Here is a 24,099-nt window from a genome sequence, read left to right on the forward strand (position 1 = left end):
ATGGGCCTATTACAAGACTTACAAAACCGCGTACTGATTGCTGACGGAGCAATGGGAACACTTTTATACTCTTACGGCATTGACCGCTGCTTTGAAGAATTAAATTTATCGAAAGAAGATGAAGTGAAACGAGTGCACGAGGCATATGTGCAGGCTGGAGCGGACATCATCCAGACGAACACGTACGGCGCGAATTATATCAAACTATCACGCTACGGCTTAGAGGAAGAAACGAAACGCATCAATACAAAAGCAGTACAAATTGCAAAAGCAGCCGCTGGCTCAGCTTATGTACTCGGAACGATTGGTGGCATTCGAACGTTTAACAAAAATGCCTACTCTATTGACGAGATCAAACGAAGCTTTAGAGAGCAGCTGTACATTCTATTAAATGAAGAGCCTGACGGATTATTGCTTGAAACGTATTATGACATGGAAGAGGCGAAGGCCGTTCTCGACATTGCACGCAAAGAAACAGCTCTCCCGATTGTCTTGAACGTCTCCATGCACGAGCAAGGGGTTCTGCAGGATGGTACACCGCTGAAGGACAGTTTATCTGAATTATCCTCTCTTGGCGCTGATGTCGTTGGAATCAACTGCAGGCTGGGCCCTTATCATATGATTCAGGCACTCGAAGGTGTACCGATTTTAGAAAATTCTTATTTATCTGTCTACCCTAACAGCAGTCTCCCCTCTCTTGAAGAAGGCAGGCTCGTCTATGATACAGATAATGATTATTTTCGAAAAAGTGCGCTAGAGTTTAGAAATCAAGGTGCACGCATTATCGGCGGCTGCTGCGGAACGACGCCTCAGCATATTAGCGCAATGGCTGAAGCTGTGAAAGGATTAGCACCGATTACTGAAAAAGAAGTGAAAGTTTTAAAAGAGGAAATGATGTCGATCCAAGATCAGCGTACTGAACCGGGACTTGACGAGCTGGCTGCGAAAAAACGTACGATTATCGTAGAGCTTGATCCTCCGAAGAAGCTGAACTTTGAAAAATTTCTCGTCGCTGCGAATGAATTAAAAAGTGCAGGCATTGATGCCTTAACGTTAGCCGATAATTCTCTTGCGACCCCGCGCATTAGCAATGTGGCTTGCGGCGCATTATTGAAACAGCAGCTTGATATGCGTTCACTCGTCCATATCACATGCCGCGATCGTAATTTGATTGGGCTGCAATCCCATTTGATGGGGCTCGATACACTCGGGTTAACCGATATTTTAGCGATCACAGGCGATCCGTCTAAAATTGGGGACTTCCCAGGTGCAACGTCTGTGTATGATTTAACCTCCTTTGATTTGATCCGTCTCATCAAACAGTTTAACGAAGGCCTTTCTTTCTCCGGGAAGCCACTTGGCAAAAAGACCAATTTTTCAGTGGCTGGCGCGTTTAATCCAAATGTGCGTCATATTGATAAAGCGGTCAAACGTCTTGAGAAAAAAATAGAATACGGCGCTGATTATTTCATCTCGCAGCCTGTTTATTCAGAGGAACAGCTTGTGAAAATTCATGAGGAAAGCCGTCATTTGGATAAACCGATTTATATCGGTATTATGCCGCTGACAAGCAGCCGAAATGCAGAGTTTATTCATCATGAAATTCCAGGCATCAAATTATCTGATTCCATTCGTGACATTATGGCCAAGGCTGGCGAGGATAAGGAAAAGCAGCGAGCAGAAGGCTTAGCCATTGCCCGCTCTTTATTAGATACAGCCTGTGAATTGTTTAATGGCATTTATTTAATTACCCCTTTCCTTCGATCAGATTTAACAGCAGAGCTGACCACCTACATCCATCAGAAAGAAAAGGAGTCAAACATCCATGTCAACTATCACTGAACAACTTAAGAAACGCATCCTCGTCCTTGATGGCGCGATGGGTACAATGATACAAAATGCCAATCTCACAGCAGAGGACTTTGGGGGAGAAGAGTACGAGGGCTGTAACGAGTATTTGAATGTGACAGCCCCTCACATCATCTCCGCGATCCACAGAGAATATCTTGAGGCAAGTGCCGATCTCATTGAAACGAATACGTTCGGGGCTACAAAGCTCGTCCTGGATGAATACGGGCTTGGCCACCTTGCCTATGAACTCAATGTACGAGCTGCACAGCTAGCAAAGGACGCGGCTGACCGTTTCTCAACACCTGAGTGGCCTAGGTTTGTTGTAGGCGCGATGGGGCCTACAACAAAAACATTATCTGTAACAGGCGGCACAACCTTTGAAGAGCTCGTCAGAAACTATGAAGAGCAGGCCCGCGCACTCATTGATGGAAAATGTGATGCCCTTCTTTTAGAAACAAGCCAGGATATGCTGAATGTAAAAGCTGGGTTCAAAGGCATTCAGGAAGCCTTTATCGCAACCGGCACCCAATTACCACTGATGGTCTCAGGTACGATTGAACCGATGGGCACCACCCTTGCTGGTCAGGATATTGAAGCCTTTTATATCTCTCTTGAGCATATGAAACCAATCAGTGTCGGCCTTAACTGTGCCACTGGTCCAGAATTTATGACAGACCATATCCGCACGCTCTCCTCCATCGCAAAGTCAGCGGTTAGCTGCTACCCGAATGCTGGTCTCCCAGATGAAGAAGGTCAATATCATGAATCCCCTGCTTCACTTGCTAAAAAAATTGCCGCCTTTGCCAAGGAAGGCTGGGTAAATATCGTCGGGGGCTGCTGCGGGACAACACCTGCGCATATTCAGGCATTGTCTGATGAAATGCGCTCACTTCAGCCGCGTCAATTCGCTCACGAATCGTCGCAGCATACCGTATCTGGAATTGAGCCTCTTATATATGAGGAATCAATGCGTCCTCTTTTTGTAGGCGAACGAACCAATGTCATTGGTTCTCGCAAATTCAAACGACTCATTGCGGAACAAAAGTTTGAAGAGGCCGCAGAAGTAGCTCGTGCTCAGGTGAAAAATGGCGCTCACGTGATTGATGTGTGTCTAGCCGATCCAGACCGTGACGAGACAGCGGACATGGAAGGCTTTTTACAAGAAGCCACGAAAAAGGTCAAAGCCCCTTTTGTCATTGATTCAACGGATAAACACGTGATTGAAAAGGCGCTCACGTATTCTCAAGGGAAAGCCATCATCAATTCTATTAACCTCGAGGATGGAGAAGAGCGGTTTGAAGAGATTCTCCCGCTGGTAAAGCTATATGGCGGCGCACTTGTTGTTGGCACGATTGATGAAATAGGGATGGCCGTGACAGCAGAACGAAAGCTCGACATTGCCGTACGGTCTCATGATCTATTGACAAAGAAATATGGAATTCCCGCAAGTGACATTATTTTCGACCCACTTGTCTTCCCAGTAGGCACTGGGGACGAGCAATATATTGGCGCCGCCGAAGAAACGATCAAAGGCATCAAAATGATCAAGGAAACTCTACCTGAATGCCTCACCATTTTAGGCATCAGCAACGTATCCTTCGGACTTCCGCCTGTTGGCAGAGAAATCTTAAATGCCGTCTATTTGTATCACTGCGTCCAAGCAGGACTTGACTACGCCATCGTGAATACGGAAAAGCTTGAACGCTTCGCCTCTATTCCAAAGGAAGAAATCAAGCTAGCTGAAACCTTGCTCTATGAAACAAATGATCAAACACTTGCCGAATTCACCCAATTTTACCGCGGCAAAAAGAAAACGGAGAAAAAACCAAAGGTCTCCTTATCACTAGATGAAAGACTGGCGCTCTACGTCGTCGAAGGAACAAAAGAAGGTCTCATCGACGATCTATCCCTTGCTTTAGAGCAATTTGAATCGCCGCTTCATATCATCAATGGTCCATTAATGCAGGGAATGGCTGAGGTTGGACGGCTTTTTAACCAAAACGAACTGATTGTGGCTGAAGTGCTTCAATCAGCCGAGGTGATGAAAGCATCTGTTTCGTATCTTGAGCAATATATGGAAAAACAGCATGCAAGCGGGAAAGGAAAAATTCTACTTGCGACCGTAAAAGGAGATGTCCATGATATCGGGAAAAACCTTGTCGACATCATTTTGAGCAATAATGGCTTTCAGGTAGTTGACCTCGGTATCAAGGTGACACCTCAAACATTGATCGAGGCTGTGCAAAAGGAAAAACCAGATATGATTGGATTATCAGGATTACTTGTGAAGTCCGCACAGCAAATGGTACTAACCGCTCAAGATTTACAAAAAGCGAATATTTCCGTTCCCATTTTGGTCGGCGGTGCGGCACTTTCTCGAAAATTTACGAAAACGAAAATTTCGCCTCACTATGATGGGCCTGTTCTTTATGCCAAGGATGCCATGGACGGCTTGTCATTAGCTAATGAGTTAAAAGCGAACCCACTTCAATTTCAAACAAAGCCCGCAGAAGAGCAAGCAGGACTTAAAAAGGAGAAAGAAGTGAAGCAGCCAAAAGCTGTCATTGAATTACTAGAAAAACGTGCGACACTCCCGCAGGCTCCGGTGTTTACGCCAGAAAATACAGCACGCCATTATGTAAGGGACATTGACTTGCATCATATTATGCCTTATGTGAATGAACAAATGCTCATTGGTCATCATCTCGGCTTAAAAGGAAAGGTCAAAGCATTATTAGGTGAACAGCATCCAAAAGCACTGGAGTTAAAACAGCTTGTCACAGACCTTCTACAGGAAGGCAAAGAGAAAAAATGGTTTGCGCCTGCCTTTGTGTATCAATTCTTTCCTGCCAGTTCAAACGGAAATGATCTGCATATTTATGATCCAGAAGCACCTGACCGCATCATTGAAACGTTCCAATTCCCAAGACAGGAAAAGCTTCCGTACCGATCCATTTCTGATTATGTGCGAAAAAGCGACGAGAAGGAGACAGATTATATTGCCTTATTTGCCGTTACAGCCGGTGCGCGTATACGTGAAGTGGCGCAGCAATTTAAGCAAGAAGGTGATTATTTAAAAATGCATGCTGTCCAGGCTCTGGCGCTTGAGCTTGCAGAAGGATTAGCTGAAAGAACTCACCAAGTGATTCGTGACAAATGGGGCTTCCCTGACCCAGTCGATTTCACAATGGAAAAACGATTCCAAGCGAAATATCAAGGGCAGCGCTATTCCTTTGGTTACCCAGCGTGTCCAAATCTTGAAGACCAAGAAAAGCTATTCAAGCTGCTTCAGCCTGAAAAAATCGGCATCCATCTGACAGAAGGGTACATGATGGAACCTGAAGCATCTGTTTCAGCAATCGTCGTTTCTCATCCTGAAGCTCGATATTTTAATGTTCATTGATGCAGAACCTCCGTGATTGGAGGTTCTTTTTTAATAAAATTGGGAAAAATAGAAAACTTTTACTCATTTTTACCGATATTACAAATGAAAGCTATTTATTTAAAAGGAGATGTTTGTCATGTTCAAAAAGAAAATGGGGATTTTACTGCTTACCGGCCTCTTCATTGCTACCCCTCTCTTCCAATCACCTGCACAAGCAAGTGAAGCATCTACGAAACAAACAAAATATTATACAGAAGAATTGGAGCACCTGTATCCAGACAGTGATTATGCCAACAATGATACGATGGAAAAAGCTCAATTCTTACAGCATTCCCTTCATCTGAATAAAACGTATTTATATCATGAGGGTAGTATTTCTTCTATGGATGACATTGATTTTTACCGTTTCACCAGCTCCAAATTTGATGGAGCAGATGGCCGCTTTTCTATTAAACTTGTGAATGTGAAATCTGGAAATGATTTTGACCTCTATCTTTACAATAAGAACGGAACACTAGTGTCTTCCTCTGTGCGGACATACAATCAAAACGAGATCATTCATATGCCGAAAATTGCCGCCAGTACGGATTATTACTTAGCGGTTAAGCCTAAACAATTACTAAATGAAGAAGATAAAATGTACCGTATTGTCTTTGACAAAAGCATTGAAAAAGGAACCCTTAAACGATACGGATCTCCTGCCACTCTCAACAGCTTCAATGAAGCCGGTTCTCCAAATTCTTCTTTTGATTTAACCAGCTTACCGCAGGATGCCGTCGTAACTGGCGTTTCATTAGAAGCTGATAAAGGCAGTACAAACGCATACAATCATGTCTTCACCGTTTCTTCCTTAAAAGGCGGATCAGTGAACGTACCTTGGAACGGACAAAAAGTGGACATCTCTTCCTATAAAACAAGTCAGGTTCCAGCAAAAGACCGCTTTTTTGTGTCTTTCAATGCAACAGAGGTCCCTCAGCTTGTCGGTGGACGACTAATCAAAGTAGGCGTAGTGTCGATTAAAAACTTGCAGCTCACCTTTGACTATGAATACAACCGTGACCTGAATTATTAAGATGACAAAAGGAAAAGGATCTCCCTTTTCCTTTTTCATATGCCTTCTTATGGTACGATACATATAGATGAATTCAGCTAAGAAGGAGTTGCGTGTATTGGCTAACGTTGTTCAACGAACATTAACACTTGATGACATACCAGATTTGATCGCATTGTCAAAAGAGGTAGACTGGCCTGATTATCATGCGGAAGAGCTCTCATCTCTTTTAACAAACGGATATTTTACAGGTTTTACAACAACTGATGGACAAGTGATCTCATGTGCAGGTCTTTTCCAATATGACAGGATCGCATCAATTGGTGCTGTCATTGTATCTGAGACACATCGCGGCTTAGGTCTTGCACGGAAAATGATTGACACCTTGCTTCATCAAAGTGATCAGAGCATTCCTGTCGTTTTAACTGCTACTGCACAGGGGCAGCCAGTTTACGAAAAGATCGGGTTTCACACAGCCGGTTACATTCATACATACAAAGCACAGAAAACGAATCCCTTAGCTCTTCGCGTGTCAGATGAGATTCAGCTTTCTCCTGCTGATGAAACGCACCTTTCATCCATTGAGGCACTTGACGAAAAAGGTGCAGGCACCAATCGATCAAGCTTTTTAAAAAACCGGATGAGCCGGGCAGCCTTCCGTTTTATCGCAAAGAATGAATGTCACGAAACAATCGGCTTTGCGTTTGGCGTTGAAACGCCAGCTAATCTGATGATTGGACCTCTTGTAGCAAACGATGAACTTACGGCTCTCTCGCTCATCCGTTCGCTTATCTCGTCTTATTCAGGCGCGATTCGTTTAGATATGCAGGAGGAAACAGCTGAGCGTCTGCATGCATCACTTATAGAAGCAGGATTTACGAAAACAAACAAAGCACATTTTATGATGATTCGCGGACAAGAAAAGCAGAACGATCCAGCACTTCTCTATTTCCTTGCCTCTCAAGCATTTTCTTAAAAAAACAAAAAGCTGTAGACGCTTGATGTCTACAGCTTTTCTATTACTTCTCGCCAACGGACGAAAGAACATGAGCGAGTGCATTTGAGACCTTCCCATGCTCTGACGCATGCGGCCTGTCATCTCCATCTCCATAGCCATAATCAATCATTCGATTACGGTTTAAGCAAAGCTTTGTCAGCTTTGGCTGGAATAGATCAAATAATGCAAAACGGTCCTTTAGCTGCGGGAATTGCTCTTGATAATGCTGAATTTCTTCTGCAAGCAAGCGCCAAAGAGTCGTTTCATCTAACAGCTGATGATTGTCTAACACATTTGATACGTAACGCAGGTTACAAATAAATAGGCCGGTAAAGATAAATTGGACTAGACCCTCCGGTGGCTCACTGCGCAACACTTCTTTTAAATCTTCTTCTAATGAAGCTAATTCAGGCAGCGGCTGATCACTAATATTCACATCATCAACGAAATCCTTGATCGCCAAACGATGCGGCTTGTGATCTTTTAACACAAGAATCGTATTTTGCCCGTGCGGTGAAAAGACTGTCCCGTATTGATACATAAAGTGCAGCAGAGGCGGCATGACAACATGGAAAAATTTCGCCATCCATTCTTTTGCTGAGAGACCCGATTTTTCAATCAGCTGTTTTATATACGGCTCACCTTCATGATCCTCATAGGTGAGTGCTGCCAGGGTAACAGGGTTTTCACCTTCATCTAAGTACGTATAAATGCTTTCTCTAAAAATCACACCAAGCATTTCAAGATATTGATACGGTGCACCAGGCAGTTTGCTGTAATAGGGATGATCGACATTAATACTTGCATTTTCACCTGGTAAAATGACGCGGCATACGTCAGATAAAAATGCGTCTTGATCGGCAATCCCTTTAATATGCGCTGTAATGCGAGGGGCGATAACGGTTCGTTCTGACGGGAGTCCTCGGTATACAAGTGTATTTAAAATACTCATTGGCAGTTTAATATGATGCTTGCCTTTATTTGAGATGTTTGTAAAGGTTCTGATCGACTGCTGCGGAATATATTGATCAAGCCCCTCTCCTACATACACAATGCGGCGCATGGCCAAATCTTCTGGGAAATGCTGAATAATCATATGCGTCCACTGCCACTTATGAACAGGCATCAAATAATAATCAGCCTCATTCAACCCTTCATCCTTTAAGACGCGGTGAAATTGACGAATCGTTACTTCATCTAATTCTTTTGCGATCACCTGTTCATAATTTTCATGTTCAACCGCATGGAATGTCGCAAGCTCTTTGTGAACTGCAATCCAAGACAGCTGCACACTTTCTTGCCTTTCAGGTGCATAGGCTAAATAATCATCGTAACTGAATCCAATGCGCCCTTTGTTATATACAATCCAAGGATGCCCTGTCATTTCTCCTTCAATCCAGGCGTAATCTGTATCTGTCAGTTCATCCGCACGAAGTGCTTTTTTTGACAGCAAGTGAACATCTGCTAACAGGGTATGGTGCAGCTCTTTGATCAGATGGCCTGTTGTGTCAGAAGACATTGGAATGATCGGCTGGATATCTAGTAAAAACACAATGGCACTGACATCCTTTGACCATTTTCCATCTTGACAGCACTCAATCGATTCAGCGATGGTATCAAAGCTATCAAACAAACGAGGTTTTGCCAGATAGCGATATTTCTTATGTTCATGAATGATTAGTTCATATTGAGCGATGCCATCCTTACGATCTAGCTGAACAGGATGAAGCATATCCTCATACATGTATTCAGACAGCATTTTTGCCACCATTCGCTGGTTTGCCTTTTTCCAAGCAGCAGGATTCACTGCTTTTTTCAATTCATCTTGTACACTCATCGCTTCATCCTCCTTAACCTTTGATTTCTTCAAATGTATTGACGTTTTTATGTGTACCAAATGTCTGGAAGACGTGTTTTTGATAAAGTGGATACACGGTTTGACGAGCAAGTTCATTGATAATGACACTGTTTCGGTAAGCCCCAAGTCCTAAATCTGGTGCGCCGACCCCATGTGTATGAAGCTCAGCATTTTGTACAAAAATATCATTTTCACCCATTGTATTTGTTTTCAAGCGATATTCACGTTCCACTTGGAACCTTCCTTGATCGTCCCATTGAATATGATGCGAAATGGGATTGATAAATGGCGGCAATACCGATTGGTAGCCAGTCGCCAAAACGACAATATCCGTCTCATGTGTAAAGGATTCCTCTTTTACCCATTGAGAACAGGAAAGCGACAAGCCATCCGCTGTTTCCTCAATCAAGTTGACCTCCGTCATCGCTTGCAGCACCGTATTCAACTGCTTTCCGCAGGCAGAACGTTCATAAAGCAAGTGATAAATATCACGGATCATCGCAGAGCTGATGCCTTTATACAGCAAGTCTTGCTGCTTTAGTAACGCATCCTTTTTTGTTTGCGGAAGCTCATAAAAGAAATCAATATAGTCTGGTGAGAAATACTCAAGACCGAGGTTTGAATATTCCATTGGGAAAAACCCTTTAGACCGTGTGAACCAGTGAATATCCTTCGCCTCATCATCTGATAAAATGTCATAGAACACTTCTGCCGCACTTTGACCAGATCCGATGACCGTCACAGATTTTCCTTTGAAACAGCCTTCTTTCTTTCGTTTTAAATAGTCAGCAGAATGAAAGACCTTATCTCCTAAGGCTGGCTGGAGCGATGCTGGAACCGCCGGCTGCGTGCCAATTCCTAAGACGAGATGCTTACTTTCAAACACCTCTACGGTTTGATCCCCCGCATGACGGACATGCACTTCATATCGCTTTTCTCCTGCCTTTTCGATCAATGAGACAGATTCGACATTCATGCCAAATCGGCAAGAGTCTAACTGGTCAGCGACCCAGCGGCAATAATGACTGTATTCCTTGCGCGGGATATGGAAGTCCTCGAGAAAGTAAAATGAATACAAACGGTTTTGCTCCTGCAAATAGTTGAGAAAGCTATATTTACTTTTCACATCTGCCATGCTGACAAGGTCCGCTAAAAATGGGACTTGCAGTGTCGTCCCTTCGATGAGCATGCCTGGATGCCAGTGAAAGGCTTCACTTCTTTCAAAAAACAAAGCGTCGATTTCCTTTACTTCTTCAGATAGTGCAGCAAGCCCTAGATTAAATGGACCAATGCCAATCCCAATGACATCTACTACATTATTTTGCTTGTTGGACCGCGTCATGGTTATACTTCCTTTCGAATCGTTCTCGATCACAAAACATCAAAAGCCCTGTTTTATCTGGTAAACTAACTGGTTTTACACGTTCAAAGCCGCATTTTTCAAATACATGAATCATTTTTTCATTGCGAATATCCGGCTCCGCAACAATTTTTTCTGTTCGTTTGTTCTGCTCAAATTGAAATGCTGTCATCGCCTGAAGGAGCGGCGCAGCAAATCCTTTTCCCACATAATCTGGCTCCCCTATTAACAGGTGAATTCCTTGATCATGCGGAGATGGCTGATAGTAGGATTCAATGACATCCCCTTTGACGTTGTATGCCTCAAAATAACTCATCGGTGTCCCGTCAATCGTTCCTAAATAAAGGGTCTGATGCGGATCATGAATCGCTTGATAAAAATGTTTTTCAAAAGCAGGAAACGGAATATTCAAATGCCAAAATGGGTAAACGTACTCTTCTTGCATCCACTTGTGGACAAGCTGGACGTCCCTTTCATATTCAGCGCGAATAAACCTAATACGATGCCTCATCCAATCAGCGCCTCCTTATGTAAAAAGAGCGGATTTAAGACAGATGTGTAACGAGACTGTGTTTCCAATGAACCTGTCAGCTCATCCATATCTTCAAACCTTGTCAGCAAATTCGCTTTTGAAGGCAGTTCCTTTGAGCGGAGAAGGCTGTTTGTCAAATCAGATGCCCCGTATGTCTCCTCATGAGCGAGCAATGTGTCTCTCACAAGTGCCAGCAGGTCTTCTTCCTTTGCCAATCCTTCTGTCCCAAAGCCATTAATGAGACCAAATAAATGATTAAAGAAGAAATAATAACGGAGTCTCTCAACGGCTACAGCATCTGCACAGATGGTTTCACTTCTGACGCTCAAATTTTGGACGAGATTTGCGAGTTTATCCTTTTTCGATTCGCTATAATAGTAGCCTTGGTTATCACGATAATAGAAGGTGTCTGGATAACCAGCCTTCATTTGCACGACAGCATTTTGCTGATGGGCTTCCAGTGCAAGACCATACGTTTCAAACAGCCAGAGCATCGGCTCTAACGAAATGGTTAAATATTGTTTAAACCAATCTTGGCTGACAGCCTCCGTTGACCGGCCCTCTGCTTCTGCAAGTGCATGTATGATCCCTGCTAATCGCGATTTTCCACCATACGCATGATCCTGACATAATCCAGCAATTAAGCTTGCCCCTTTTTCACGATGCAAAAATGGATTTTGACGAATGACCACTTCAAAGCCAGATTCAGCCTCATCTCCTTGAATGGATAGATACGCAGGGTCTTCAATCACCCTAAATCCTGAGAATTTATTATATAAAGATACGCCTAATTCAGTTTTTAAAATACGAGACATCTCAACTCCGCGGTCAAGTTCCTTTTGTTTGTTGACGCGCAAGGAGTTTGTAATTTTCACAGGAACAGAGAATTTGAGCATGTAAGCAGAATCCTTTTGATAGACAGTTCTAAAGGATGAGGTCGCTGTATATTCAGACCCCAGCGGCCCTAAATACATCAGTTTCCCTTCCTCTATATAACGCTTGACGAATGCTTTCTCCATGACCACTTTGACTTGCAGCGGGTGAATCGGAATGAGGACATATTCACCGCCTTCTGTTAACGTATTCAGTCTCTCTTTTTCTTCTGGCATCTGGCGCAAGAGCTCCTCAAACATGAGATTTGCAGCAGACTGTGAAATAGAAGAATCCTGAAGCACAATCGACGGATGCGCTTTAAAGTAATGAAGCTGGAAAGAGCCTTTCAGCTCAGGAGAATAAACCGCTTCCTCCTCTTCGGTCATTCCTTGTCTGCTTTTTGGTGTCGGATGCGTTAAATGTCCAAGGAGAAGTGACTGCTCCGCCTCGATGTATTCAAAATCAGCTTGAGAAAGAGCCGCTCGATCACTTTCTCTCTCCTTTAAAAATCGTTCAATATTCCGGCAGCTTAAAATGATGCGAAGCATGAACTCATCCTCTGCATCTGTCCGGCCATATTCAATGAGAAGCTCCTTTGAACATAAAGCAACAAGTGTCGTGTAGTCGGCAATCGTTCCCTGCTGCTCACTGCCTTGCGGGCGAAAGCGAACGGGAAAATCAAATAGATGACGGCCTACAGGCGAAAAATATCGAATCGGAATGACAAGCTCAAGATCTTGTTTTGCTAGTTTTGCTACGAATACAAGTGAACCATCTGCTTTGGTCTCTTTTTTGGCAGATCGATCGATTCCTGTTTCACGTAAAAAACAGTTTAAAAAGCTTTGCATAGTTGCATTTTCAGCCATTTGTTTATATTGACTCAACGTAGTACCCTCCCGGATTGAATATGAGCGATCCCGATATCAACGATGTCAGAAAGGATTTCCTCGATATGTGTGATTGTCGTTCTCGGATTTAACAAAGTGAATTTTAAGCATGTTTGTCCATCAACTACTGTTTTTGCAACGACAGCAGTTCCTGATTGGAATAAAGACCGATGAATGACCTTATTGATGTCATTCACTTGATGATCATCTATAAATCGAAACACAACCGCATTGATTTCCGGCTCCGGATTGATGACTTCAAGGTATTCGTTTTGCTCAATAAGCCCAGCTACATCCTTCGCGAAATGAATGGTATAGTCAATGATGTCGCCAAACCCTTCTTCTCCAATCAGTCGAAGTGAGAGCAGTAATTTTAGTGCATCAAAGCGGCGTGTCGTTTGAACAGATTTATGAACGAGATGTAAAATTCCCTCCAGCTCGTCTTCCTTTGGATTAAGATAATCTGCATGATAATCAATCAAACCAAAATGCCTTTTATCCTTCAGCAAAAATGCCCCACAGGAGATCGGCTGATAAAATTGTTTATGAAAGTCGATCGTGATTGAATCAGCAAGCTCAATACCGGCTAATTTATTTCGGAAGGTGTTGCTTAACACAAGCGCTCCGCCGTATGCAGCATCTGCATGAATCCACAGACCATATGGTTTGGCGATGTCATACACATCTTGAACCGGGTCAATGCTGCCAAAGTCAGTTGTCCCGCAGGTCGCCACTACCGCAAAGGGCAGCAGGTCCTCTTCTTTTAAAGCAACGAGCTTCTTTTTCAAGTCATTGAGGTCCATTCGGTGACGCTCATCCGTCTCTACAAGCACGACTGCCTGTTCCCCTAAACCTAGCTGGGATGCAGACTTTTTCACAGTAAAATGAGCATTCTTAGAGCAGAGAATCCTCATGCGGTGAGCCTCACTCGGTAAACCTTTCTGCTGAACATTCCATTGCCACGTGCTTTCGCAAAAGGCATCTCTCGCAAGCAGTAATCCCATATAGTTAGACTGGGTTCCGCCGCTCGTAAATGTTCCATCTGCTAGATTTCCATAAGAAAACTTCGCACATAGCCACTTTAGGATTTCCTCCTCAACCAAAGAAGCAATGCCGCTTTGGTCGAAGGAATCCATGGATTGGTTAAAGGAACTTACCATCACCTCTGCTGCAAGTGCAGGAATGAGGGGCGGGCAATGTAGATGTGCCAAGCATTTAGGATGTGACACATCAATCAAATGTGGCAAAAGGTGTTCTTTTATATCTTGAAAGACAGAATCAATTGATTCGCCAGACGGTTGAAATCGGAATAACGATTCGACACTAGTGGCTAATTTCCCAGGCAATATTCCGCTGTACGGTCCTTTGTCTTTTTGCCACTGAGCCAGTAAGCTGTCGATTGCTGTATGGAGAGCCGCTTGGAAGGATTCTCTTCCAAGCTGGCTTTGATTAATAAATAATGAATCAACAGAAGCCTTAGTTGATTGCATCGTACACGGCCTCTTTAAAAATAGCGATGACTTTTTCAAGCTGTTCTTCTGTCATGATCAATGGCGGTAAGAATCGAATCACACTTCCGAAACGGCCTCCTGTCTCCACAATTAAGCCTCTATCGAAGCAATTCTTTTGAATGAGACTGGCTAGCTCTGGATTCGCCGGATAGCTTCCGTCCATATCCTGTTTCTCATTTGGATTGACTATTTCTACGCCAATCATTAAACCTCTTCCACGCACATCACCGAGGGCAGGTGCTTGTTTTTGGATGTCTTTTAGATGAGCCTGCATACGATCACCTAATTGGTCTACATGATCAAGCAGATTGGATTCTTTTATAAATTTCAGCGTAGCGGTTCCAGCAGCCATCGCCATTTGATTTCCTCTAAATGTACCAATATGTGCACCCGGATTCCATTGATCCAAGTCTTTATCATAAATCACAACTGAAAGCGGCAGGCTTCCACCAATTGCTTTTGATAATACAATGACATCAGGCACTATTCCTGCATGTTCAAAGGCAAACATCTTTCCTGTTCGGCCAATGCCAGATTGAACCTCATCGATAATGAGCGGAATGCCTTTTTCTTTTGTGATTCGTCTCATTTCTTTTATCCATTCAATAGATGCTGGAATTGAGCCTCCCTCACCTTGCACGGCTTCAAAAATCATGCCTGCTGGCGGAAGGATGCCGCTCTCAGGATCGTTTAATACACGCTCAATATAAGAGCTGGAAATGCGGTGCGAATCCTTCCCGCCAATCCCAAATGGGCAGCGATATTCATATGGATAAGGAAGGAAATGGACATCTGGCATTAAACCTTGCACTCTTTCCTTTGGAGATAGGTTGCCGCTTAATGACATCGTCCCATGTGTCGCACCATGATAAGCCCCATGGAAGGAGAGGATTGAACGATTTCCTGTCGCTGTCTTCACTAATTTAATGGCTGCTTCTATCGCATCACCGCCGGTTGGTCCACAAAATTGGATTTTCGCTCTTTTTGCAAACTCCTCTGGCAAGTGAGAAAAAATCTCATTCACAAATTCTTCTTTAATTTCTGAGGTTATGTCCAACGTATGCAACGGTCTTTTTTCACGTAGCATACGTTCAATAGCTTCTATAACAACCGGATGATTGTGACCAAGTGCAAGTGTTCCTGCGCCTGCCAGGCAGTCATAAAACTCTCTGCCATCCGCATCTGTCACAATCATACCTTCGGCTTTTTGCATGGCTAATGGGAACCGTCTCGGGTAAGACCTTGCATTAGATTCTCTTTGACTTTGCTGCTCTAAAAACTGTTGATTTTTAGAAACGGTTTTGATGGACATAATAAAACACTCCTCCAATTGATAAAGATTATCATTTTCATTTACTAGACTAGAGGATGTACGATATGAAAGTCAATTGTATTCAAAAAGATGATTCGAAAATCATATGAATGCAATATTTTCTTTTTTACGAGTAATTTCGTGTATCTTTTACAAACATATACTGCTGTAAGGAGATGAAACGCTTCACCATGAATCATGTTGAAAAAAATTACAAATCATTCTTCCTAGTTCTTTTGTTCTACTCATCACGAAGAGCTTATTTTATATAGGAAATAGATGAAGAAAAATAAAGAAATACGTCATTATAAATATTGATATAAATGGTTGTAATGGTATAATTTCTCTTAAATGAAAGGGAATCGAGGGAGCTCTGATGATTGTAACGAAGGCTGATCTTCACCACTACTTAGCACAGGATAAGAAAGCATTAGCCATCACGCGCAGAAGACCTAAGTGGTTTGGTGATGATATATGGAAATTCCAAAGATATTTACGAAAATATGAATACTATACAAATAGCGACGCCACGTTACGCAAATGGTTTTACCGCTATTTACATAAAAAGAAAGGCATGCAGCTTGGCTTTGATATCCCGATTGGCGTCTTTGGTCCTGGGCTCAGAATCAATCACACTGGTCTCTTGATTGTGAACAAGCATGCAAAAATCGGGGCATTTTGTGATATTCATCAAGGGGTGAATATCGGTCAAAACCATCATGAAAAGGATGTGCCAACAATCGGAGATCACGTATGGATTGGTCCTGGTGCTAAGCTGTTTGGAAACATCTATATTGCAAATCATATTTCAATCGGAGCAAATGCAGTGGTGAATCGCTCCTTTTATGAAGAGCAGCTGATCATTGCAGGTGTTCCTGCTCAAAGGGTAAAAGAAAAAAGCCCTTCTTCATGAAGGACCTACCTGATAAAAAAGAATCACACCGATCAAAACAGAGATCAGGAGCATGAGATAAAACAAAATAGTTAAAATGAGAATCGTCCAACCGAGCCCCTTTCTCTCTGTTTTGATCAAATAAATACCAAGTACGATTGTACTAAAAAGCATGCCTAGGATCGCCCACAGCCATTTGTCTTTGTTATGCTTTGGCGCATCCATCCATAAATAGATGGCAACAGCAAGTGAAACGAATAAACCCGTCATTCTCAAGATTAAACTCCTCCTTATGTATACGCGCTCTCTATGATGCGTTTGAATATCCGATGATCAGTAACAGGAAGTAAAAGACATAGACTAGCATAACAATAGAATAGATGATGATGGACACGATCAGAACTGTCCAGCCCAATCCTTTTCTTCCTGTTTTGATGAGGTATATCCCAAATGCAAAGAGCCCGAATAAAAGACCTAAAATAGACCATAGCCATTTATTTTTCCCATGTTTTGGTGCATCTATAAATAGATAGATTGCGACTAAAATAGAAACAAACCATCCAGTTATCCAGCCCACATTCATCTGCCACCCTTCTTCTTCAGTTTATTCCATTATATGATACTTTTGTCCTGAAAAAATAATGATTCAGAGGGTATTGCGTGGGAGGCTTTGCCATTCCTCTCTCAGCATCCCATAGCGCATAGAGTCATAATACTCATCTTGGTAGTAACGGACCTTTCGCAGCCTCCCCTCAAGAGTAAACCCGCATTTCTCTGCGCACCGCATCATGCGTTCATTCCCAGACCAGGTGGTGAGACCGATTCGCGGGATATCAATGTGTGAAAATAGCTCATCTATCCAAAGATTTAACGCCTTTGTTCCAACTCCTCCATTCCAAAAACGTGAGTCATAAATAAGAATCCCGCATTCTAGCCAGCGTGTGCGTTCATTTTCCCAATAATAAGAAACAGTGCCTTTTATTTCGCCATCTATGACAATGCCAAATAGCTTTGGCGGAATGGCTTCATCCTGAATGTATCGTTTCTTAAATGCAGCAAGCGGGATCTCGTGTTCATAAAAATAAGGGGCATTCCACTTTCGATAGGACTGGTCTGGTGCTTTAAATTTTAAATGCCACACGATCTCTAAATCATTCTCGTCTAATGGGCGTATGCTCACAAGCGCCTCTTTTTTCCCTTTCATCATTTCACGTTCCTTTACTTTGTCGTCCTTCTAGCTAGATGACGATATTGGATAGGCGTCATGCCTTCATTTTGCCGAAACAGCTTAGAAAAATAAGTAGGGTCGTCAATACCTACACGTTCTGCAATGGCCGCTATTTTTTCATTCGTTGAGGCAAGCATACTTTTGGCTTTTTCGATTTTGAGACGATTGATGTATTGGTTTGGAGTCAGTCCATACACCGTTTGCATGCATCTTGTGATGTAATCAGGATGATAATGAAGCATCTCTGACAGTTGCTCCATTTGTAATTTTTCCATAAAATGACGCTCAAGATAGCGAACCACTTCTGATGCGACGGCCTCCTTTGCACTTGGAATGTGAAACGCTTCTTTTTGTAAATGAATGAGCAGCTCCTCAAATTGAAGCTGTTTTTTTAGCGGAAGTTCGGATGCGTCATCATTCAATGCCCTCATCGCTGAAAGGTGCTTCTCTAACACACTTCTTCCTTTCACTTTTCCTTGACAGGGCAGGCTAAACTCATAATTTGCGGGCTTTTCAAAGGTGGCTTGATTTTGTTTCATATCAAACCAGTGTTCTCTTGGCCGGTTCGTCAGCTTAAATAGATCCATTGAGAAATGCAGCCAATCATAATGGGTTTCCTCTTCGCATGGTAAATGTCCGCCGTGAGACAAACCTGGTGACAAAATGATATATTCTCCTTCTTTTACGTGATAAGCGGTCTCGTCCTCTGTTATCCATAGTTCACCTTTTGTGACATAGAGAAGATCAAATACGGTGAAGGTTCTAGAGATATGTCTTTCTCCTTGATGAAATACTCCTTTGCCTGAAGCAATATAAACCGGAAACGGCGGCACAGTAAATGTAATAAATTGATCCATATTCATCCCCTTATGAAGTCGGATTTCTCCAATAAGTTTCGGTTTCATCTCTTCTTATTATAGTCGATGCAAGGTACACTATAAATCGGATTCATCCGAAAGGGGGCTATGTGTGATGAAACCTCAAACACTTCCATTGCAAAAGGTTCAAGCCAAAAGTGAAAGAACCCATCCTTCATTATTTACGTTAACTTGGCCAATTTTTATTGAAATCTCTTTATATATGCTCATGGGAAGCGCGGATACACTCATGCTCAGTCAATATTCCGATAACAGTGTTGCGGCAGTAGGTGTAAGCAACCAGCTGCTGAATTTATTGATTGTCATGTTTAGTTTTATTACAACAGGGACGACAATTGTGATTGCGCAGCTTTTAGGAGCGAGCCGCAAGCAGGAAGCGACTCAGGTCGCCTATGTGTCACTAGGAACCAACTTCTTGATTAGCTTTGTCATGAGTCTTCTCATGTTTGTGTTAGCTGTTCCAATCCTGCACATGATGGGCTTGTCAAGTGAGCTCATGCCTGATGCGACGGTGTTTTTACAAGTTGTCGGGCTACTTTCTTTTATTCAAGCACTCATTATGACGTATAGTGCGATTTTAAAAAGCTACGGATATACAAGAGATACGATGTATGTCACCATCGGAATGAACTTGCTAAACGTTGCCGGCAATTATTTGGTCATTTTCGGCCCGTTTGGCTTCCCCGTGTTAGGTGTGATGGGTGTCGCCTTTTCTACTTCATTTGCTCGGTTGATCGGATTAATGGCGATGATCCTCATTGTACGCCGCCGAATAGGATTGCGCTTTTCACTGAAGAACATGTTTCACATTCAGCGGACGCATTTAAAAAAGCTGCTAAAAATCGGGATTCCTTCTGCTGGAGAACAGCTTTCTTATAACGGCTCTCAAATGGTCATTACGCTGTTTATTACATTTATGGGAACCCAGGCATTAGCAGCAAAAGTATATACTCAGAACTTGATGATGTTCATTATGCTGTTTGGTGCAGCCATTAGCCAAGGGACTCAAATTTTAATCGGCCGCCATATCGGGGCGAAAGAATTTGATGCTGCCTATCAGAGATGCATGAAAAGCTTATACTGGGCCATTGCCATCTCCCTTCTTTCTTCCATTGCTTTATCTTTATCATCGACGCATTTGCTTGCTTTTTTTACTAGCAACAGTGAGATCATTCAAATCGCCGCCACACTGCTCTTATTGACGATCATTTTAGAACCTGGACGTTCTTTTAATATGGTCATCATTAATTCCTTGCGGGCTGCTGGTGACGCGAAATTCCCAGTGTATATGGCGATGATTTCAATGTGGGGAATCGGGCTTCCAATCGCTTATATACTGGGCATTCAGCTTGAAATGGGCCTGATTGGTGTTTGGATTTCTTTTATCGTGGATGAGTGGGTAAGAGGCATTTTCATGTATAGGCGGTGGCGTTCGAGGGTATGGACGGAGTATCGTTTTTCTTCCACATAAAAAGACTGCGGGTGCAGTCTTTGCAGAATGTTGACAAAGGGCTACATGCTTTTCATTTTAGCCCTTTGTCTTTATTTCATGGCTTCATATCTTCTAAAATAAGTGCTTTTTCCTGATTTGTAATAAACGATCGCTGCGTAAAGACCCGGTATTCATTTTCTCTTGTTTTATCTAAAATGGCTTTATAAAAGTGAGCTGCTGCTTTCACCGGCAAACGTGAATAAAGCGGAAATTCATGAAGATGGTCAAAAAATTCCTCGTAGTACGCCTCTGCCTCAAAGGCAATGTACTCCCATACGTGCTGGAATGCTTGATTGACAATTCCTTCTTGCAATTCTTGCTCTGTATATCCAAATTGATCCATCACTTGCTTTGGCAAATAAATGCGATCTCTTTCAGCCTTATCCTCGCCAATGTCACGAAGAATGTTGGTTAGCTGCATGCCAATCCCTAATGAAATGGCTGCTTCTTTTAGTTGTTCCTTTTTACGCGGAGCAATAATCGGCAGCAGCATGAGTCCAACTGTACTCGCTACATGATAGGAATAAATAAGCAGTTCATCTAACGTTTCATAACGATGCTGCTCTAAATCCATCTCCTGTCCTTGGAGGAGATCACGGAACGGGGTTTCATCCATACGAAACTCTTGAAATGTATGCTCTAGCGCCACCCACATCGGATCATTCCGATCTACCTCGCCATGCAAGAATTGATCAAACGCCTCCCGAAAGGATGCTAACTCCTCTTTTGGTGAAGGGGACTCATCTACAATGTCATCCGCTCTCCGGCAAAAGGAATATACGGCCCAGACTGCCTGTCTTTTCTTTTTAGGCAGCATAGAAAAGGCGCCATAAAACGTTTTTGAATGGGTTTGAATGGTCTCTTCACATACTTTCAATGCTGTTTGCACATCAACCACTTAGTTTCACTTCCTTTCTGTCATTCAAATCTTTTAGTAGCACAGAAGCCATGAGCTTCGCACTTTGCATGACGATCGGTACCCCGCCGCCAGGATGGACGGAGGCACCTACCGCATATAGATTGTCTGTTTCTGCTACCTTCACTTGCGGGCGAAAGACGCCTGATTGAAACAAATTAGGCGCAAGTCCAAAGCTGCCCCCTTCAAACAATCCTTCTCGCAATGAATCATTTGGTGTTCTGACCTTTTTCCATACAATCGACTCTCGCAATTGCGGAAAGCCTCTTTTCTCAAGACGATTCACCATTTCCTCTACAAAATCTGTCTCCTCTTCCCAGTCGATATGATCCCCTGAAGGAACAGGAATGAGCATATATAGGACACTGCAGCCTTCTGGGGCAAGAGATGAATCAATGATTGATGGATTAAATGTATAAAATGACGGATCTTGAGGGACTGTTTTCGTTTGAAAGACCTCTTTCATATGCTGATCAAAGTGTTTTCCCATAAAAAATTGATGCACAGGTGCTTCGTGGTATACCTTATTTAAACCGAGATATACCATCACGCAGCCAGAGGATGGAACGTATTTACGCCGGTCTTGTTCATCTAAACCGAGCTTGTTTAACGCCGCTGGATAATCCCCGTTGATCACAAAGGCATCAGCGGCTATGCTTTCATCCTTTACTTTTGCCTTGACCGCCCGTTTCCCCTCAAACTCCAATTGCATCACTTCTTCATTTCGTCTTACATGCACACCCACCTCTAAGAGTCGTCTCTCCAATATATCTACTAAACTGGCATATCCGCCTTTTAAATAGTAGATACCGTGTGCATGCTCACTATATGAAACAAGCGAATAAATAGCGGATGCCTCATACGGATTTCCTCCGACATAGAGGGTTTGAAGTGCGTATGCATCTCGCAGTCGTTCATCTGAGAAATATTTTTTCAGAGCGCTTTGAACCGTACGGTACGCTTTTAATTTCATTAGAATCTTCATGTTTGCTTTTGTAAAAAATGTACGTTTTTCATGAAATGATTTTTCTAGAAAGGCTTGCTGCCCTTCTTGAAAACGATCCGTCATTTCTTCCATAAATTTTAAAAACCCTTGATCTTCCTTTGGAAATACACGTCTGATTTCATCTAACTGTCGCAGTGAGTCAGAGTATTTCGTATAGGAGGTCCCATCCTGATATTGGATCGTGTACAGCGGATCAAGCTGCAAAAGATCAAGAGAGGTTTCGTCGATTCCTACTTCATGCAAAATGCCTTTTAACATGTCAGGAAGTAGGACAATGGTCGGACCTTCATCTACTTTATATCCTTTCTCACGTACAAAAGCAAGTCGCCCGCCAAGCCGTTCATTTTTTTCGACAAGGGTGACATCATGTCCAGCTTTTTTTAAATAGAGCGCTGAGATCATTCCGCCTATCCCGCCACCTGCAATCAATATATGATTCTTCATGAGGCGCTCCCCTTTTCGTGATGTGGCATCGTTTTGTGGGTATGTTTCTCTTTTGAAAGAATCGCATTTGTCGTAATGCGTGCTGATTCTAAAATGGTCGGCAATCCGCTGCCTGGATGTGTTCCTCCTCCAACGAGCCAGCAGTGCTTCAATTCATCAAATTCATTGTGTGGCCTTAGCACCATCATTTGCGTCAGCTGGTGGCCAAGGTTAAATGTAGCTCCTTCATATACGTAAAGATCTTCCTCCCAATGCTTCGGAGTGATCATCCGCTCGACTTCTATGTGCTGCCTCACATTCTTAAAGCCCGTTTTCCGCTCCAGTGTGTCCAGCACAAGTTCCCTAAATTCATCTTGATGCACTTCCCAGTCAATACCGCTTTGATTATTGGCAACTGGTGCGAGCACATAAAGAGCTGACTTTCCTTTTGGCGCAAGCGAGTCATCTGTGACGCTTGCATTTTGAATATAAATGGATGGATCATCTGGCAGTTCATACGTTTTCGTAATCCCTTTAACGAATTTAGCGTAATCATCGGAAAAAACAATGGTATGATGCGGCTCATCATACATTGTATCTAATCCTAAATAAAGCATAAAGGTGGAGCATGAGAATTTTTTCTTTTTTAATTTTTTCTCACTATATTTCTTTAAGAGACCTGGCTCTACTAGCTTTGTCATCACATGTGCAAAGTCTCCATTTACGACAACCTCATCTGCCTGTACTTCTTCCCCAGATTCTAAGCGAATGCCTTTTACTTTCCTGCCTTCTGTCAGCAGCTTTTCGGCGCCAGATGACAGATGGATCGTTGCTCCAGCTTCAACTGCCGCCTTTGCCATCGCTTCTGACAGCTGATTCACGCCGCCCTTCGGATGGAAAACGCCTGTATCATGCTCCATAAACGAAAGGATCGAGAACGCACCAGGGCATTCCCACGGGGACATCCCTAAGTACTTTGATTGAAATGTGAAGGCATATTTCACTGATTCATTCGAGAAATAGTCTGACAGCACATCATATAAACTTTTATTTAACGAAAGCTGCGGAAGTGCTTTGATCACCTTCGGACGCAGGTAATGATGAAAACGATCCATTTTACTTTGCAGAATTGGCGTAAGACGGTCCAATTTGCACTTTGTATCCTTCATAAAGCGTATATACCCTTCGCCCTCACCAGGTGCAAAGGCTTCTAGGCGTTTGTACATTTCATCGCGATCTCGAATCATATCAAGCTGATCGTCTTGAAAGATTAATCTATACATTTCTTTTAATTCAATGACATCGATATAGTCATAAAGATTTTTGCCAGCAAAGGTGAACAGCTCCTCTGCAATATGAATCATGCTGAGAAAGGTAGGACCTGTATCAAACGTGAAATCACCAAGTTGAAACTTAGAGTTACGTCCGCCCACAAAGGACTGTTTTTCGTATACATGAACGTCATGTCCTTTGCTTTGCAGCATCATCGCTGCCGCAAGTCCCCCTGGTCCTGCTCCGATCACAATGATTTTCATTATCCTTTTTCCTCCAAATTAATTCACTTTAAGTTAATTATACAATTTAGAAAGATTAGATCAACTTTCGATGTGCTCTAAAAGTCTCATGTTATGTATCAAAAAAGCCGGC

At 42.8% G+C, this 24,099-nt stretch carries 19 protein-coding genes; 6 read left to right on the forward strand and 13 right to left on the reverse strand.

Annotation, left to right across the window (positions count from 1 at the left end):
• From IEE86_RS08685 to IEE86_RS08700, 4 genes are all read left to right on the forward strand, one after another.
• A complete protein-coding gene (locus IEE86_RS08685; RefSeq protein ID WP_191096842.1) occupies positions 1–1,842 on the forward strand; it encodes a bifunctional homocysteine S-methyltransferase/methylenetetrahydrofolate reductase in 1,842 nt (613 codons plus the stop codon).
• Positions 1,826–5,254, forward strand: a complete 3,429-nt coding sequence (gene metH / locus IEE86_RS08690) for a methionine synthase (protein ID WP_191096843.1) — start codon at positions 1,826–1,828, stop codon at positions 5,252–5,254. Before IEE86_RS08685 ends, metH begins: the two co-directional genes overlap by 17 nt.
• A 118-nt stretch (positions 5,255–5,372) precedes the next feature.
• Entirely contained in the window at positions 5,373–6,308 is a 936-nt protein-coding gene (locus IEE86_RS08695; protein WP_191096844.1) for an anti protein, read from the forward strand.
• 97 nt (positions 6,309–6,405) lie between these two features.
• Positions 6,406–7,263, forward strand: coding sequence for a GNAT family N-acetyltransferase (locus IEE86_RS08700; protein WP_191096845.1), 858 nt, complete (start codon positions 6,406–6,408; stop codon positions 7,261–7,263).
• A 43-nt stretch (positions 7,264–7,306) separates the two neighbouring features.
• Here IEE86_RS08700 and IEE86_RS08705 read toward each other — a convergent pair whose 3' ends face one another.
• The 6 genes from IEE86_RS08705 to IEE86_RS08730 are packed head-to-tail and all read right to left on the reverse strand — an operon-like array spanning position 7,307 to position 15,617.
• Positions 7,307–9,121 carry an IucA/IucC family protein gene (locus IEE86_RS08705; protein WP_191096846.1) on the reverse strand — a complete coding sequence of 605 codons (1,815 nt, stop codon included), beginning with the start codon at positions 9,119–9,121 and terminating at the stop codon, positions 7,307–7,309.
• A gap of 13 nt (positions 9,122–9,134) precedes the next feature.
• Positions 9,135–10,484, reverse strand: coding sequence for a lysine N(6)-hydroxylase/L-ornithine N(5)-oxygenase family protein (locus IEE86_RS08710; protein WP_191096847.1), 1,350 nt, complete (start codon positions 10,482–10,484; stop codon positions 9,135–9,137).
• A complete protein-coding gene (locus IEE86_RS08715) occupies positions 10,459–11,013 on the reverse strand; it encodes a GNAT family N-acetyltransferase (RefSeq protein ID WP_191096848.1) in 555 nt (184 codons plus the stop codon). Before IEE86_RS08715 ends, IEE86_RS08710 begins: the two co-directional genes overlap by 26 nt.
• Positions 11,010–12,791: an IucA/IucC family protein gene (locus tag IEE86_RS08720; RefSeq protein WP_191096849.1), complete on the reverse strand. Its 1,782-nt coding sequence runs from the start codon at positions 12,789–12,791 to the stop codon at positions 11,010–11,012. Before IEE86_RS08720 ends, IEE86_RS08715 begins: the two co-directional genes overlap by 4 nt.
• Positions 12,788–14,284: a pyridoxal phosphate-dependent decarboxylase family protein gene (locus IEE86_RS08725; protein WP_191096850.1), complete on the reverse strand. Its 1,497-nt coding sequence runs from the start codon at positions 14,282–14,284 to the stop codon at positions 12,788–12,790. Before IEE86_RS08725 ends, IEE86_RS08720 begins: the two co-directional genes overlap by 4 nt.
• A complete protein-coding gene (locus IEE86_RS08730) occupies positions 14,271–15,617 on the reverse strand; it encodes an aspartate aminotransferase family protein (protein WP_191096851.1) in 1,347 nt (448 codons plus the stop codon). The genes IEE86_RS08725 and IEE86_RS08730 overlap by 14 nt, the downstream gene beginning before the upstream one ends.
• 376 nt (positions 15,618–15,993) lie before the next feature.
• Here IEE86_RS08730 and IEE86_RS08735 point away from each other — a divergent pair, with 376 nt between their 5' ends.
• Complete coding sequence (locus tag IEE86_RS08735) at positions 15,994–16,530, forward strand: serine O-acetyltransferase (RefSeq protein WP_191096852.1); 537 nt, start codon at positions 15,994–15,996, stop codon at positions 16,528–16,530.
• On the opposite strand, the gene IEE86_RS08740 is transcribed toward IEE86_RS08735, so the two are convergent.
• The 4 genes from IEE86_RS08740 to IEE86_RS08755 form a co-directional block, all read right to left on the reverse strand.
• The gene (locus tag IEE86_RS08740; RefSeq protein WP_411955686.1) at positions 16,525–16,785 is read right to left on the reverse strand and encodes a hypothetical protein; all 261 of its coding nucleotides are present in this window, start codon (positions 16,783–16,785) and stop codon (positions 16,525–16,527) included. The genes IEE86_RS08735 and IEE86_RS08740 overlap by 6 nt on opposite strands.
• Positions 16,786–16,816: 31 nt before the next feature.
• On the reverse strand, positions 16,817–17,092 hold the full coding sequence (locus IEE86_RS08745; protein ID WP_191096853.1) for a hypothetical protein: 276 nt from the start codon (positions 17,090–17,092) through the stop codon (positions 16,817–16,819).
• A gap of 63 nt (positions 17,093–17,155) precedes the next feature.
• Positions 17,156–17,713 carry a GNAT family N-acetyltransferase gene (locus tag IEE86_RS08750; RefSeq protein WP_191096854.1) on the reverse strand — a complete coding sequence of 186 codons (558 nt, stop codon included), beginning with the start codon at positions 17,711–17,713 and terminating at the stop codon, positions 17,156–17,158.
• A 14-nt stretch (positions 17,714–17,727) separates the two neighbouring features.
• On the reverse strand, positions 17,728–18,594 hold the full coding sequence (locus IEE86_RS08755) for an AraC family transcriptional regulator (protein ID WP_191096855.1): 867 nt from the start codon (positions 18,592–18,594) through the stop codon (positions 17,728–17,730).
• A gap of 115 nt (positions 18,595–18,709) precedes the next feature.
• Between IEE86_RS08755 and IEE86_RS08760 the strand changes: the two genes are divergently transcribed.
• Positions 18,710–20,086: an MATE family efflux transporter gene (locus IEE86_RS08760; protein WP_191096856.1), complete on the forward strand. Its 1,377-nt coding sequence runs from the start codon at positions 18,710–18,712 to the stop codon at positions 20,084–20,086.
• 76 nt (positions 20,087–20,162) lie between these two features.
• Here IEE86_RS08760 and IEE86_RS08765 read toward each other — a convergent pair whose 3' ends face one another.
• The 3 genes from IEE86_RS08765 to IEE86_RS08775 are packed head-to-tail and all read right to left on the reverse strand — an operon-like array spanning position 20,163 to position 23,987.
• Positions 20,163–21,005 carry a phytoene/squalene synthase family protein gene (locus tag IEE86_RS08765; RefSeq protein ID WP_191096857.1) on the reverse strand — a complete coding sequence of 281 codons (843 nt, stop codon included), beginning with the start codon at positions 21,003–21,005 and terminating at the stop codon, positions 20,163–20,165.
• Entirely contained in the window at positions 20,998–22,473 is a 1,476-nt protein-coding gene (locus IEE86_RS08770) for a phytoene desaturase family protein (protein WP_191096858.1), read from the reverse strand. The genes IEE86_RS08765 and IEE86_RS08770 overlap by 8 nt, the downstream gene beginning before the upstream one ends.
• Entirely contained in the window at positions 22,470–23,987 is a 1,518-nt protein-coding gene (locus IEE86_RS08775; protein WP_191096859.1) for a phytoene desaturase family protein, read from the reverse strand. The genes IEE86_RS08770 and IEE86_RS08775 overlap by 4 nt, the downstream gene beginning before the upstream one ends.
• Positions 23,988–24,099: the final 112 nt, after the last annotated feature.

The organism is Bacillus crepusculi (assembly GCF_014764715.1).
GTDB lineage: Bacteria > Bacillota > Bacilli > Bacillales > Bacillaceae > Bacillus.

What these genes read in the sequence shown, in the direction of transcription:
- IEE86_RS08685 (WP_191096842.1), top strand. Translation starts at nt 1, where the DNA reads ATGGGCCTATTACAAGACTTACAAAACCGCGTACTGATTGCTGACGGA.
- metH (WP_191096843.1), top strand. Translation starts at nt 1,826, where the DNA reads ATGTCAACTATCACTGAACAACTTAAGAAACGCATCCTCGTCCTTGAT.
- IEE86_RS08695 (WP_191096844.1), top strand. Translation starts at nt 5,373, where the DNA reads ATGTTCAAAAAGAAAATGGGGATTTTACTGCTTACCGGCCTCTTCATT.
- IEE86_RS08705 (WP_191096846.1), bottom strand. Translation starts at nt 9,121, where the DNA reads ATGAGTGTACAAGATGAATTGAAAAAAGCAGTGAATCCTGCTGCTTGG.
- IEE86_RS08710 (WP_191096847.1), bottom strand. Translation starts at nt 10,484, where the DNA reads ATGACGCGGTCCAACAAGCAAAATAATGTAGTAGATGTCATTGGGATT.
- IEE86_RS08715 (WP_191096848.1), bottom strand. Translation starts at nt 11,013, where the DNA reads ATGAGGCATCGTATTAGGTTTATTCGCGCTGAATATGAAAGGGACGTC.
- IEE86_RS08725 (WP_191096850.1), bottom strand. Translation starts at nt 14,284, where the DNA reads ATGCAATCAACTAAGGCTTCTGTTGATTCATTATTTATTAATCAAAGC.
- IEE86_RS08730 (WP_191096851.1), bottom strand. Translation starts at nt 15,617, where the DNA reads ATGTCCATCAAAACCGTTTCTAAAAATCAACAGTTTTTAGAGCAGCAA.
- IEE86_RS08735 (WP_191096852.1), top strand. Translation starts at nt 15,994, where the DNA reads ATGATTGTAACGAAGGCTGATCTTCACCACTACTTAGCACAGGATAAG.
- IEE86_RS08745 (WP_191096853.1), bottom strand. Translation starts at nt 17,092, where the DNA reads ATGAATGTGGGCTGGATAACTGGATGGTTTGTTTCTATTTTAGTCGCA.
- IEE86_RS08750 (WP_191096854.1), bottom strand. Translation starts at nt 17,713, where the DNA reads ATGAAAGGGAAAAAAGAGGCGCTTGTGAGCATACGCCCATTAGACGAG.
- IEE86_RS08755 (WP_191096855.1), bottom strand. Translation starts at nt 18,594, where the DNA reads ATGGATCAATTTATTACATTTACTGTGCCGCCGTTTCCGGTTTATATT.
- IEE86_RS08760 (WP_191096856.1), top strand. Translation starts at nt 18,710, where the DNA reads ATGAAACCTCAAACACTTCCATTGCAAAAGGTTCAAGCCAAAAGTGAA.
- IEE86_RS08770 (WP_191096858.1), bottom strand. Translation starts at nt 22,473, where the DNA reads ATGAAGAATCATATATTGATTGCAGGTGGCGGGATAGGCGGAATGATC.
- IEE86_RS08775 (WP_191096859.1), bottom strand. Translation starts at nt 23,987, where the DNA reads ATGAAAATCATTGTGATCGGAGCAGGACCAGGGGGACTTGCGGCAGCG.